Source organism: Nonomuraea spiralis (assembly GCF_014648435.1).
Lineage (GTDB): Bacteria > Actinomycetota > Actinomycetes > Streptosporangiales > Streptosporangiaceae > Nonomuraea > Nonomuraea spiralis.
Genome location: NZ_BMRC01000033.1, coordinates 40,255 through 52,863, shown reverse-complemented (window position 1 = coordinate 52,863; position 12,609 = coordinate 40,255). Strand labels below are relative to the sequence as shown.

At 69.9% G+C, this 12,609-nt stretch carries 14 protein-coding genes; 9 read left to right on the top strand and 5 right to left on the bottom strand.

What is annotated here, in order from left to right; all coding sequences use genetic code 11:
* Positions 1 to 5: 5 nt before the first annotated feature.
* From IEZ27_RS45455 to IEZ27_RS45445, 3 genes are all read left to right on the top strand, one after another.
* On the top strand, positions 6 to 779 hold the full coding sequence (locus tag IEZ27_RS45455; protein WP_189652931.1) for an SDR family NAD(P)-dependent oxidoreductase: 774 nt from the start codon (positions 6 to 8) through the stop codon (positions 777 to 779).
* A gap of 6 nt (positions 780 to 785) precedes the next feature.
* A complete protein-coding gene (locus tag IEZ27_RS45450) occupies positions 786 to 1,550 on the top strand; it encodes a crotonase/enoyl-CoA hydratase family protein (protein ID WP_189652930.1) in 765 nt (254 codons plus the stop codon).
* Positions 1,551 to 1,661: 111 nt separating this feature from the next.
* The gene (locus tag IEZ27_RS45445) at positions 1,662 to 2,282 is read left to right on the top strand and encodes a rhomboid family intramembrane serine protease (protein ID WP_189652929.1); all 621 of its coding nucleotides are present in this window, start codon (positions 1,662 to 1,664) and stop codon (positions 2,280 to 2,282) included.
* A gap of 3 nt (positions 2,283 to 2,285) precedes the next feature.
* On the opposite strand, the gene IEZ27_RS45440 is transcribed toward IEZ27_RS45445, so the two are convergent.
* On the bottom strand, positions 2,286 to 2,864 hold the full coding sequence (locus IEZ27_RS45440) for a TIGR00645 family protein (protein WP_229824928.1): 579 nt from the start codon (positions 2,862 to 2,864) through the stop codon (positions 2,286 to 2,288).
* Between the two features lie 37 nt (positions 2,865 to 2,901).
* On the opposite strand from IEZ27_RS45440, the gene IEZ27_RS45435 reads away from it, so the two are divergent.
* Positions 2,902 to 3,273 carry a BlaI/MecI/CopY family transcriptional regulator gene (locus tag IEZ27_RS45435; RefSeq protein WP_125643028.1) on the top strand — a complete coding sequence of 124 codons (372 nt, stop codon included), beginning with the start codon at positions 2,902 to 2,904 and terminating at the stop codon, positions 3,271 to 3,273.
* On the opposite strand, the gene serC is transcribed toward IEZ27_RS45435, so the two are convergent.
* A complete protein-coding gene (gene serC, locus IEZ27_RS45430) occupies positions 3,270 to 4,379 on the bottom strand; it encodes a phosphoserine transaminase (RefSeq protein ID WP_189652928.1) in 1,110 nt (369 codons plus the stop codon). The genes IEZ27_RS45435 and serC overlap by 4 nt on opposite strands.
* Positions 4,380 to 4,489: 110 nt before the next feature.
* Entirely contained in the window at positions 4,490 to 5,596 is a 1,107-nt protein-coding gene (locus tag IEZ27_RS45425; RefSeq protein ID WP_125643023.1) for a citrate synthase 2, read from the bottom strand.
* A gap of 153 nt (positions 5,597 to 5,749) precedes the next feature.
* Here IEZ27_RS45425 and pdxH point away from each other — a divergent pair, with 153 nt between their 5' ends.
* Positions 5,750 to 6,427 (top strand): pyridoxamine 5'-phosphate oxidase, encoded by a 678-nt coding sequence (pdxH, locus tag IEZ27_RS45420; protein WP_189652927.1) that lies wholly within the window; start codon positions 5,750 to 5,752, stop codon positions 6,425 to 6,427.
* A 10-nt stretch (positions 6,428 to 6,437) separates the two neighbouring features.
* Positions 6,438 to 7,724, top strand: a complete 1,287-nt coding sequence (locus IEZ27_RS45415) for an MFS transporter (RefSeq protein WP_229824927.1) — start codon at positions 6,438 to 6,440, stop codon at positions 7,722 to 7,724.
* Here IEZ27_RS45415 and IEZ27_RS45410 read toward each other — a convergent pair.
* On the bottom strand, positions 7,670 to 8,293 hold the full coding sequence (locus IEZ27_RS45410) for a UdgX family uracil-DNA binding protein (RefSeq protein WP_189652926.1): 624 nt from the start codon (positions 8,291 to 8,293) through the stop codon (positions 7,670 to 7,672). The genes IEZ27_RS45415 and IEZ27_RS45410 overlap by 55 nt on opposite strands.
* 101 nt (positions 8,294 to 8,394) lie before the next feature.
* Between IEZ27_RS45410 and IEZ27_RS45405 the strand changes: the two genes are divergently transcribed.
* The 3 genes from IEZ27_RS45405 (at position 8,395) to IEZ27_RS45395 (ending at position 12,242) form a co-directional block, all read left to right on the top strand.
* Positions 8,395 to 9,099: a metal-dependent transcriptional regulator gene (locus IEZ27_RS45405; protein ID WP_125643015.1), complete on the top strand. Its 705-nt coding sequence runs from the start codon at positions 8,395 to 8,397 to the stop codon at positions 9,097 to 9,099.
* Between the two features lie 123 nt (positions 9,100 to 9,222).
* Entirely contained in the window at positions 9,223 to 11,445 is a 2,223-nt protein-coding gene (locus tag IEZ27_RS45400; RefSeq protein ID WP_189652925.1) for an ATP-binding SpoIIE family protein phosphatase, read from the top strand.
* Positions 11,442 to 12,242, top strand: coding sequence for an alpha/beta fold hydrolase (locus IEZ27_RS45395; RefSeq protein ID WP_308427354.1), 801 nt, complete (start codon positions 11,442 to 11,444; stop codon positions 12,240 to 12,242). Before IEZ27_RS45400 ends, IEZ27_RS45395 begins: the two co-directional genes overlap by 4 nt.
* Here IEZ27_RS45395 and IEZ27_RS45390 read toward each other — a convergent pair.
* Entirely contained in the window at positions 12,239 to 12,601 is a 363-nt protein-coding gene (locus IEZ27_RS45390; protein ID WP_189652924.1) for a MarR family winged helix-turn-helix transcriptional regulator, read from the bottom strand. The genes IEZ27_RS45395 and IEZ27_RS45390 overlap by 4 nt on opposite strands.
* Positions 12,602 to 12,609 lie beyond the last annotated feature (8 nt).

The following is a 12,609-nucleotide window of genomic DNA, read 5'->3' as shown; positions in this document are numbered from 1 at the left end:
GGGATATGGACGTCAACGGATCTGCAGCAATCATCTCCGGCGGTGCCAGCGGCCTCGGTGAGGCCACGGCCCGTGAGCTCGCCCGAGCGGGCGCCACCGTGGTCATCGCCGACCTCAACGAGGAGCGCGGCAAGGCCGTCGCCGACGAGCTCGGCGGCGTGTTCGTCAAGACGGACGTGTCGGACGACGATCAGGTGCAGGCGGCCGTCGACGCGGCCGTGGCCACGGGCAAGCCGCTGCGCGTCGTGGTCAACAGCGCGGGCATCGGCTGGGCCGAACGTACGGTCAACCGGGAGGGCAAGCCGCACAACCCGGCCACGTACCGCAAGGTGATCGAGGTCAACCTGATCGGCACGTTCAACCTCATGCGCATCGCCGCCGCCGCCATCGCCGCGACCGAGCCGGTCGACGCCGACGGCCAGCGCGGCGTCGTGATCAACACCGCCTCCGTGGCCGCCCTGGAGGGCCAGACCGGCCAGCTCGCCTACTCGGCCTCCAAGGGCGGCATCGTGGGCATGACGGTGCCCGCGGCCCGCGACCTGGCCGCGATCGGCGTACGCGTGAACACGATCTGCCCGGGCATCATCGACACCCCCATCTACGGCTTCTCCGGCAACGCCGAGGAGTTCAAGGCCAAGCTCGTGGCCCCGGTGGTCTTCCCCAAGCGCATGGGCCGGGCCGACGAGTTCGCCCACCTGGTCCACTCGCTCGTCCAGAACGACTACATGAACGCCGAGGTCGTGCGCTTCGACGGCGGCATCCGCTTCCAGCCCAAGTGAGGTCTCGTGTCTGACGAAGTGCTCGTCGAGGAGTCCGGAAACGTCGCGATCATCACGATCAACCGGCCGAAGGCGCGCAACGCGATCAACGGGGCGGTGGCCCGGGGGATCGCGGAGGCGCTGGACACCTTCGACGCCCGCGCCGAGATCTCGGCGTACGTGCTGACCGGCGCCGGGGGCACGTTCTGCGCGGGCATGGACCTCAAGGGGTTCCTGTCCGGCGACTTTCCCGTGGTCGAGGGGCGCGGTTTCGGCGGCATCGCCGAGGCGCCGCCCAAGAAGCCGCTGGTGGCCGCCGTCGAGGGGTACGCGCTGGCGGGCGGCTTCGAGCTGGCCCTGTCCTGTGACGTCATCGTGGCCTCGTCGGAGTCCACGTTCGGGCTGCCCGAGCCCAAGCGCGGGCTGGTGGCGGGCGCGGGCGGGATCATGCGGCTGCCGCGGCGGATCCCGTACCACGTGGCCATGGAGATCGCCCTGACCGGCGACCACTACCCGGCCGCCCGCCTGTACGAGCTGGGCCTGGTCAACCGGATCACCGAGCCGGGGGCGGCCTTGGAGGGCGCGCTGGAGCTGGCTCGCAAGATCGCCGCCAACGCCCCCCTGGCGCTCGCCGCGACCAAGAAAGTGATCATCGAGTCGCAGGACTGGCCCCTGGAGGAGATGTTCAAGCGGCAGGGCGCGATCATCAACCCGGTGTTCGGCTCCAAGGACGCGATGGAGGGCGCGGCGGCCTTCGCCGAGAAGCGCGCCCCCCAGTGGAAGGGCGAGTAGCGCCCTCCCACGCTCCGGCCCCTTCCGGACGTCCGGGAGGGGCCCCGTCAACGCGCGTGCGCGACCTTTCCTGCGTACGGTAAAAAGAGGAGACGACCACCAGGAGAGCGCATGAGCGACCAATCCGGTTCCAGGTTCGAGTCGGCCAAGCGCGGCGCCGGCACCTTCCTGTCGAGCGCGATCAAGGCGATCGTCATCCTGGGATCCATGCTCGCCCTGATGTGGGTGCTGGAAGGCGTCGACTACGTGATGGACGGCGCGCTCGACTCGTACGGCATCGCGGGCTGGGACCCCGACGGCCTGGTGGGCATCTTCTTCGCGCCGTTCCTGCACGGCGGCTTCGGCCACCTCATGGCCAACTCGCTGCCGCTGCTGGTGCTCGGTTTCCTGGCGGCGGTGCGCGACATCCGCAAGTTCCTCTGGGCCACCCTGCTGATCGTCGTGATCGGCGGCGTCGGCACGTGGGTGTCCAGTCCCGGCGTGATCACGATCGGCGCGAGCGGCCTGGTCTTCGGCTACTTCGGCTTCGTACTGGCCCGGGGGCTGTTCGACCGCCGCCTGGTGGACATCCTGATCGGCATCGGCGTCGGCGTGGCCTACTACTCGATCCTGTGGGGCCTGCTGCCCAACCAGCAGGGCATCTCCTGGCAGGGCCACCTGTTCGGGCTCCTGGGCGGCGTGGTGGCCGCGTGGGTGCTGCGGCGCAGGAAAGAGCTGCCCGTACGGTTCTGAGCCCTACAGGTGCGGCTTGGTGTGCTCGGCCGGCGAGCCGGAGAGCATGCGGTCGATGAGCGCCAGGCCGATCGCCGAGGCCACGAACGCCAGATGGATGATCGTCTGCCACATGATCTTGTCGTTGGGCACGTCACGGGCCCGGATGAACGTCTGCAGCAGGTGCACCGACGAGATGCCCACGATGGCCGTGGCCAGCTTGACCTTCAGCACGTTCGCGTTGACGTGCGAGAGCCACTCCGGCTCGTCCGGATGGCCGTTGAGGTTGATGCGCGAGACGAACGTCTCGTAGCCGCCGATGATCACCATGATCAGCAGGTTGGAGATCATCACGACGTCGATCAGCGCCAGGACCGTGAGCATGACCACGACCTCGGCCGACGTCCCGCTGCTCGCCGACGGGTTGAGGACGGCGCTGTCGATCAGGTGCCACAACTCGGTCATGAACTGCCAGACGTACACCGCCTGGGCCACGATGAGGCCCAGATAGAGCGGGACCTGCAGCCAGCGGCTGGCGAACATGAGGTAGCCGAGGCTCCGGGGCAGCGTCCGCCCCTGGCCGATCTGGGGCTGTTCAGGCAAGAATGTTTCCTACTGTTCGAGCCGAAGGACTGGTGAGTTGGCGAACCTGGGATCCCTGGAACGCGCGATCATGAACGTGTTGTGGGATGCCGGCAGGGCCATGCGCGTCAGGGAGCTTCTGGAAAGGCTCAACGAGGAGCGCGACCTCGCCTACACGACCGTGCAGACCGTCGCCGAGCGGCTGGTCAAGAAGGGCCTGCTCGTGCGTACGCCCTCGCGCAACGCCTTCCGCTACGCCGCCGCCCGCTCCCGGGCGGAACATGTCACCCACCTCATGCTGGAGGCGCTCGCCGTCAGCACCGACAGGCTGCCGGTGCTGACGAGGTTCGCGCAGAGCGTCGAGGAGGAGGACGCGCTGGCCCTCCTGGACGAGCTGACGCGCCGGACGGGCCGGCGCGGAGGGCGCTAGAGGCGCTCGACCACGTGGTCGACGCAGATGGTCAGCGCCTCGACGTCGGACGGCTCGATGGCCGGGAACATCGCGACGCGGAGCTGGTTGCGGCCCAGCTTGCGGTAGGGCTCGGTGTCGACGATGCCGTTGGCGCGCAGCACCTTGGCCACCTCGGCGGCGTCGACGTCGTCGTTGAAGTCGATCGTGCCGACCACCTGCGAACGGAACTGCGGGGCGGCGAACGGCGTGGCGTAGGAGGACTTCTCGGCCCAGGTGTACAGGCGCTGGCTGGACTCGGCCGTGCGGGCGGTGGTCCAGGCCAGGCCGCCGTTGCCGTTCATCCAGTCGAGCTGGTCGGCCAGCAGGAACAGCGTGGCCACGGCCGGCGTGTTGTAGGTCTGGTCCTTGCCGGAGTTGTCGACCGCGATCGGCAGGCTGAAGAACTCGGGCACGTACCGGCCGGAGGCGGCGATCTCCTCGACCCTGGCCAGGGCGCGCGGCGACATGATCGCGATCCACAGGCCGCCGTCGGAGGCGAAGCTCTTCTGCGGGGCGAAGTAGTAGACGTCGGTCTCGGCGATGTCGACCGGCAGGCCGCCCGCGCCGGAGGTGGCGTCGACCAGCACCAGCGCGTCGTCGCCGCCCACGCGGGAGATCGGCATGGCGACGCCGGTCGAGGTCTCGTTGTGGGTGAGCGCGTAGACGTCTACGCCGTCCTCGGCGACCGCGACGGGGTGGGTGCCGACGTCGGACTTGATCACGCTCGGGTCGCCCAGCCAGGGCGCCTTCTTGGCGACGGCGGCGAACTTCGAGGAGAACTCGCCGAACGACAGGTGCTGGGACTTCTCCCTGATCAGCCCGAAGGCGGCGATGTCCCAGAACGCGGTGGTGCCGCCGTTGCCCAGCACGACCTGGTAGCCCTCGGGCAGCGAGAACAGGTCGGCGAGCCCGGAACGCACGCGGCCGACGAGGTTCTTGACCGGCTTCTGGCGGTGGGAGGTGCCCATGAGGCTCGCTCCGGAGGCGGCCAGCGCGGCCAGTTGCTCGGTGCGCACCTTCGAGGGCCCGCAGCCGAAGCGGCCGTCGGCGGGCTTGATGTCAGCGGGAATCACGATGTCAGCCACGTGCCCAGCGTACTGAGGCCGTCCGGGTGACGTCGCGCGGGTCCGCCGAATGAGACGCAGAACGGCCCGCCCGTGGACGGGCGGGCCGTGCGTAACACGGTCAAAACGTGTCAGATGGTGCCGACGACCTCGGAGGCGCCGGGGACGTCGCTGAGTGGGCGCGACGTCGGGCCGATGTAGTTGGCGCTCGGCCGCACCAGCCTTCCCGTGAGCTTCTGCTCCAGGATGTGCGCGGCCCATCCGGCCGTACGGGCGCAGGTGAACATCGAGGTGAACATGTGCGAGGGCACCTCGGCGAAGTCCAGCACCACGGCCGCCCAGTACTCGACGTTCGTGGCGAGCACCCGGTCGGGCTTGCGGGCGTGCAGTTCCTCAAGGGCGGCCTGCTCCAGCGCCGCCGCGACCTCGTAGCGAGGCGCGTCGAGCTCCTTGGCGGTACGGCGCAGCACCCGGGCACGCGGGTCCTCCGCGCGGTAGACGCGGTGACCGAAGCCCATGAGCCTGTTGCCCTTGTCGAGCTCGCTCTGCACGTACTTCTTCGCGTCGCCGAGCTGCTCCACGCCTTCGATCATGTGGAGCACCCGGGCGGGGGCGCCGCCGTGCAGCGGACCCGACATCGCGCCGACGGCGCCGGAGAGCGCCGCGGCCACGTCGGCGCCGGTGGAGGCGATGACGCGGGCGGTGAACGTGGACGCGTTCATGCCGTGCTCGGCGGCGGAGGTCCAGTAAGCGTCGATGGCCTTGACATGCTTGGGGTCAGGCTCACCGCGCCAGCGGACCATGAAGCGTTCGACGATGGTCTTCGCCTCGTCGACCCGGCTCTGCGGCACCATCGGCAGGCCGAGGCCGCGCGCGGACTGCGCGACGAAGGAGAGGGCCATCACGGAGGCACGCGCGAGCTGGTCGCGAGCCTCCTCGTCACTGATGTCGAGCAGGGGCTTGAAGCCATAGGCCGGAGCCAGCATGGCCAGCGCGCTCTGCACGTCTACACGGATGTCACCGGAGTGGACAGGGATGGGGTACGGCTCCGCCGGGGGCAGGCCCGGCTGGAACTTGTTGTCGACCAGCAGGCCCCAAACGTGCCCGAACGGGACACGGCCGACCAGCTCTTCGATGTCGACGCCCCGGTATCGAAGGGCGCCCCCTTCTTTGTCCGGTTCCGCGATCTCGGTCTCGAAAGCCACGACGCCTTCGAGGCCGGGTTTGAAGTCGGACATGCTCGGCCGCCTCCCTTTCTTGCCATGTAACGGCAATGCCTTGATGTCGAGATACCGGCGGGTCAATTTAACCCCCTCCCAGCTCATGGTCGGTCTCGGGACCCGCCGAAACGCCAAACCCGCTGGTAGGGAGCCTTCTGTGGGATCTGCCACATGAGCGCGCAAGAATACCTTCTCGTGGATGCCACCCCGCGCCCGCCCCTGCTGGCGGGGCTACGCCGAACGTACGAGGGCGAGCCGTTGCTCGAAACCGACCTCGCGTCCGACCCCATCGCGCAGTTCACCGTCTGGTTCCAGGAGGCGCTCGAATCCGGCCTGCCCGAACCCAACGCCATGGTGCTCGCCACGGCCTCCGCCGGAGGCCGCCCGAGCGCCAGGACCGTCCTGCTCAAGGGGTACGACGAACGCGGCTTCGTCTTCTACACCAACTACGAGTCCCGCAAGGGCCGCGACCTGGCCGAGAACGCCCGAGCCTCGCTGCTGTTCCCCTGGCACGCCATCCGCCGCCAGATCCGCATCGAGGGCACGGTCGCGCGCATCTCCCACGAGGAGTCGGCCGAGTACTACGAATCCCGCCCGTACGGCTCCCGCATCGGCGCCTGGGCCTCGCGCCAGTCGGCGGTCGTACGCTCGCGGGAGGAACTGGACGACCGCTACGAGGAACTGGCCGCCCGCTGGCCGGAAGATCCGCCGGTGCCCGACTTCTGGGGAGGCTTCCGGGTCACCCCGGTCGAGGTGGAGTTCTGGCAGGGACAACTTGACCGGATGCACGACAGGCTGCGTTATCGGCGCACCCGACCCGGTTGGGCCTTGGAGAGACTTGCCCCTTAAATTGCCTTAGGTGGCATTCGGGGACCTGGTCAAACGTCATCTTGTGGACACCCGGCCGCTGGCCGTGCCCGCGTACCGGCGGATCTGGTCCGGCCAGGCCGTCTCCAACGTCGGCGTCGCCGTCACCGTCGTCGCGGTCGGCCAGCAGGTCTACGACCTGACCCACTCCTCGCTCTGGGTCGGCCTGCTCGGCATGGCCAACCTGATCCCGCTGCTGGTCTTCGGGCTCTGGGGCGGGGCCGTCGCCGACGCCGTCGACCGGCGCCGGCTCCTCGTTGCGGGCTCGCTCGTCGCCTGGGCGTCCACCCTGTTCATCCTGGCGCAGGCCCTGCTCGGGCTGGACAACGTGTACCTGATCTTCGTGGCGACCGCGGTCAACGCCACCGGGTTCGCGATCACCGGTCCGACCAGGGGCGCGATCATCCCCCGCCTCCTGGACCCCGAGCTGGTGCCCGCGGCCAACGCGCTCAACTCGCTGGTCTACAGCCTCGGCGCGGTCGCCGGCCCGATGATCGGCGGCGTCCTGCTGGCCTCCGGCGGGGGCGCCCCCAACTACGCCGCCGCGTACGCGGTGGACGCCCTGCTGTTCACGGGCGGCCTCTACGCGGCGCTCAGACTGCCCGCCCTGCCCCCGCTGGGCGAGGTGGCCCGTCCAGGTGCCCGGATGGTCTGGGAGGGCCTCAGCTTCATCGCCAGGAGCCCGGTGCTGCTGATGTCGTTCGTCGTGGACATCATCGCGATGGTGTTCGCCATGCCGCGCGCCCTCTTTCCCGAGCTGGCAGCCGACCGGTTCGGCGGCTCGATGACCGCGCTCGGCTGGGCGACCTCCGCCATGGCCATCGGCTCGGTGGCCGGAGCCCTGTTCTCCGGCTGGGTGGGCCGGATCTCGCGGCAGGGCGTGGCGCTCGTACTGGCCATCGCCGGGTGGGGGCTGGCCGTTGCGGCGGCGGGGCTCGTGCACGAGTTGTGGCTGGTCGTGGTGTTCATGGCGGTCGGCGGCGTGGCCGACGTGATCTCCTCGGTGTGGCGGCAGTCGATCCTCCAGCTCTACGCGCCCGACGAGATGCGCGGGCGGATGCAGGGCGTGTTCATGGTGGTCGTGGCGGGCGGGCCGCGGCTCGGCGACCTGCGCGCCGGGGCGACCGCGACCGCGTTCGGGCTGACCGGCGCATGGGTGGGCGGCGGCCTGGCGTGCGCGGTCACCGTGCTGATCGTCGGCCTGTCGGTGGCCGGCTTCCGCAACTACCGCTCCGACACCCGCGTGGCCGCCTTGAGGTCGGAGACGAAGCCCGCGTAGGCCGCGTCGCTGTCGGGCGCGCGCAGCACGGCCGAGGGATGGATCGTGGCCACCGCGAGCGCGTCGCCGAGCGGCACCGGCTCGCCCCTGTGCCGCGTCAGCCGGAACTCCCGCCCCAGCAGCGACCTGGCCGCCGTCGCGCCGAGCACCACGACGACCTTGGGCCGCACCAGCGCCAGCTCGGCGCCGAGCCACGGCCGGCACGCCTCGATCTCGGCGACCGTCGGCCTCTGGTGAATTCGCCTCTTCCCCCGGGGAATGAACGAGAAGTGTTTGACAGCGTTTGTCAAATAAACCGCGTCCCGTTCGATACCCGCCTCCTCCAGCCCCCGATCCAGTACGCGCCCCGCCGGTCCGACGAACGGATGCCCTTCGCGGTCCTCCCGGTCACCGGGCTGCTCGCCCACCAACATGAATCGAGCCTGCTCCGGCCCCTCGCCGAACACCGTCTGGGTGGCGGCGGCGTAGAGGTCGCAGCCCTCGCAGCGGGCCGCCGCGCTCCGCGGCGAGCCGAGGTCGCGCCGGTCGGGAAGGAACTCGGCCGCACCGTTGTTGCCGTCCTTAACCATCGTCGGTCGTTCTCCCAATAGGGTTCCTGTGACTTCTGTGCCCGGAGCACACGGGCTCAGTCCCCGCCGCGACCGGCGTAGCATTTCAGTTGGGAGGAGCCTTGACCGCACACGGCCTGATCGACACGACGGAGATGTATCTCCGCACGATTTACGAGCTCGAAGAGGAGGGCATCGTCCCCCTTCGCGCCCGCATCGCGGAGCGCCTCCAGCAGAGCGGCCCCACCGTGAGCCAGACCGTCGCCCGCATGGAACGCGACGGCCTCGTCCGCGTCGAGGGCGACCGGCATCTGTCGATGACCGACCTGGGCCGTACGCTGGCCACGCGCGTGATGCGCAAGCACCGCCTGGCCGAATGCCTGCTCACCCAGGTCATCGGCCTTCCCTGGGAAGAGGTGCACATCGAGGCGTGCCGGTGGGAGCACGTCATGTCCGAGTCGGTGGAGTCGCGCCTGGTGACGCTGCTCGACAACCCCACGGTCTGCCCCCACGGCAACCCCATCCCCGGGCTGGCCGAGCTGGGGGCGCAGGAGGCGGCCGAGGGCGCGTCCAACGTCCTGACCTCGATGTCGGAGGCCGCCGGGCCGCGGGACATTCCGGTCGTCGTGCGCCGGATCAGCGAACAAGTGCAAAGCGATCCTGCTGTGATGCTTAAACTCAAGCAAGTTGGGATACAACCCGGACGCGAGGTGACGCTCGCGGCGAGCGACGACGGTGTGCGGGTGACAGGTGACGGTGACGCGAACGACACTCCCGCGGAGCTTCCGCGTGACGTTGCCGCGCACGTATTTGTCTCCAAGCGCTGACGCGCGCGCAGCTACTTGGTTGAATCCCTCTTGGGAGGCCCTCCACTCTCCCCTGGCCAAGACTGTTGCAGGAGCGCCCGTGGTCTGCTGTGCGCACAAGCCACCCCAAGGAGTGGTCTCCGGATGAAGCGATGGGGGGATCTGTCACAAGAAACGGCTGATCACCTTGGTGCCGGGTCCGTTTTGGACCATGCCGAAATGGCAGTGGTCGTGACAGACCGCTTCAGCAATCTCCTCTACTGGAATCCCTTCGCCGAGCAGCTGTTCGGCCGTCCCGGCAAGTCGCCGGCGCGTGAGGCGTCCGTCCTGTCCCTCGGGATCATGGACAAGGATCACCCGCAGGCGGTCGAGCTGGCCAAACACGTGCTCAAGGGCGGCGTGTGGGAGGGCACGTTCGACGTCAGGCGCGGCGACGGCACGATCGTCTACGTCCGCGCCCAGGCCGTGCCGCTGCGACACCCGTCAGGCTCGGTCACCGGCATCGTCATCCTGGCCCGCGAGGCCCTGCGCAGCAACGAGCGCGAGAAGGACCGCTTCGGCCTGCTCGAACGCATCGGCGAGCGGCTGGCCGGCTCCCTCTACGTCGAGGAGACGCTCAAGAGGGTGGCCGAGATGCTCGTGCCGCAGTTCGCCGACCACTGCTTCATCGAGCTCATGGAGGGCGACCGGCTGGTCCGCCGGGTCTCGGAGCACGTACAGGGGTGGACCCCGCCGGCGGGCACGTGGAAGCCGGTGGGCGCGGAGATCCGCTATCCCTCCGGCCACTACGCCGACACCGCGCTGCGCCGCCAGGAGACCATCCTCGTCGAGGACTTCTCCACCACCAGCTACCCGATGCCCCACGAGGGCAGCGCCCGCCTGGCCAGCGAGATCGGCATGACCTCGGCCATCGTCGCCCCCCTGCTGGTACGCGGCGAGACGCTGGGCCTGATGTACCTCGGCCTGTCCAACCTGACCGACCGGCGCAGCCCCCACTACGACGCCTTCGACCGCGACTTCGTGGGCGCCATCGCCACCCGCGTGGCCCTCGCGATCGACAACGCGCTGCTGTTCGAGGAGGAGCGTCACACGGCCGAGTCGTTCCAGAAGCACCTGCTGCCGAGGGCGCTGCCCCAGCTCGACGGCCTCGACATCGCGGTGCGCTACTACCCGGCGGCCCCCCTTGCCTCCCACGGCCAGGGCATCCAGACCCAGGTGGGCGGCGACTGGTACGACGTGATCCCGCTGTCGGCCGGCCGGGTCGGCATCGTGATCGGCGACGTCGAGGGCAGGGGCGCCAAGGCCGCGGCCATCATGGGCCAGCTCAGGGCCGCGCTGCGCGCGTTCGCGCAGGACGACAAGTCGCCCGCCGACATCCTGGCCAGGCTCGACGAGTGGACCAGGATCATCGCCACCCCCGAGCAGGACGACAACGGCGCCGACGTCAGCATCCCGCCCATCGTCACCTGCCAGTACCTCGTCTACGACGCCTGGTCCCGCCAGCTCTCCTTCGCCAACGCCGGGCACGCGCCGCCGCTGCTGGTGGTCGACGGCCAGTGCCTGGAGATGGACATCGAGGAGGTCGGCCAGCCGCTCGGCGTACGGGCCAAGGGCCTGCACGCCGACCTGGTCTACAAGGAGGAGACCCGCACGCTCCCGCCGGGCGCGGCGCTGCTGCTCTACACCGACGGCCTGGTCGACCGCCGTCCGGGCCGCGACGGGCAGATGCCGAGCGAGGAGGAGACGCTCGGCGTGTTGTGCGAGAAGCTCGCCAAGATGGCCGACGCCGACGTCGAGCGCATAGCCGACGCCGCCACGGTGGCGGTGCCCGGCGAGATCGACGACGACATGGCGATCCTGGTCGTCCGTTCCAGCGACGTCGACCTCGACGTCGAGGAGCGCACCTTCCCGGCCCAGCCGATCATGGTGGGGGAGGCGCGCCGCATGGCCTCCGAGGCGTTCTCCGGCTGGAACGTCCCTGAGGAGCGGGCCGAGCTGGCCTGTCTGCTCGTCTCCGAGGTCGTCACCAACGTGGTGCTCCACGCCTCCACCGCCAACTCCCCGCGCAGGGAGCTGGTCGTCGAGGGGCCGCCGCTGCCGTTCGAGGACTCCTGGGACATGCCGGGCTTCGAGGAGGAGCCGGTCGGCGACAAGGAGTTCACGCTGCGGCTGCGCCGGGGCGAGGAGTCGGTCTGGGTCGAGGTGTTCGACCAGGACCTGCGCCTGCCCCGCATCCGCAGCGCGGGGGAGAACGACGAGGGCGGGCGCGGCCTCTACCTGGTCGACCAGCTCGCCAAGCGCTGGGGATCGCGTCCCACCAGGGAAGGCAAAGCGGTCTGGTTCGAGATTCCCACCCGGAGCAGGTGAGTGGTTCACTGGGCCGCATGGAGCTGGCCTTCGAACGCCGGGGCACCGGCGAGCCGCTGATCCTCATCCACGGCATCGGACACCACTGGCAGGCATGGTTGCCGGTGATGGACCGCCTGGCCGCCGAGCACACGGTGATCGCGGTTGATCTGCCCGGGTTCGGCGTGTCGCCGAGGTTGCCCGCAGGCATCCCGTACACCGCCGAGTCGCTGGCGGACGCGGTCGAGTCGTTCTGCGCGCTGCTGGGCATCCGCGAGCCGCACGTCGCGGGCAACTCGCTCGGCGGTTACATCGCGCTCGAACTCGCCTCGCGCGGCATGGTCCGTACGGCCACCGCGTTGTCGCCGGCCGGCTTCTGGTCGCGTTCCGAGCTGCTCTACTGCCAGTCGATGCTGAAGGCGCTGCGGGGCTCGGCGCGGGCGATGTCGCCCGAGCAGGCGGCCTGGGCGGCCGAGAGCCCGTTCATGCGCGCGGTGTCCAGCGGGATCCTGGTCGCCCGTCCGGGGCGGCTCGACCCCGCCGGGCTCGTCGCGGCCACTCAGGCGCTGGCGGGGGCGGCCGGCTTCGACGAGACGCTGGAGTCGTTCGGCGGGCTGATGCCGCCCGCGCCGCCGAAGGCGCCGATCACGATCGCGTGGGGCGAGCGCGACCGGCTGCTGCCGGTCCGCCAGGCCGTACGCGCGGCGCGGTGGTCGGGTCAGCGGGTCAAACTGCTCAAGGGGTGCGGGCACGTGCCGATGAGCGACGATCCCGAGCTGGTGGCCCGGGTCGTCCTGGAGGCGAGCCGGCGGGCCTAGCGTTCGGCGTTGGCCGCCATGCGGCGCAGCACGTCGACGGTGGCCAGGTACTCCTGCGGGCTCACGCCCTCGGTGATCCGCCGTCTGAAGTGCATGACGTGCTCGGAGACGGCGGCGTGGGCGGCCCGGCCCTCGTCGGTCAGCCGCCCGTCCGCGAGCCATCCCTTCGACGTCAAGCTCTGTACGGCCTCCTCCACGCCGTCGAAGGGCGCCAGCATGGCGGCGCTCCCGTCGCGGGCCGCGGCGCTCAGCAACTGCCAGTCCCGCCGCGAGGTGCCGTACGCGGCCAGGGCCTGACCCATGGCGTCATCCAGCAGGTTGTCGAGGTGCTTCACCCAATATCCGATAGGTCTGTCCATGCATGTAT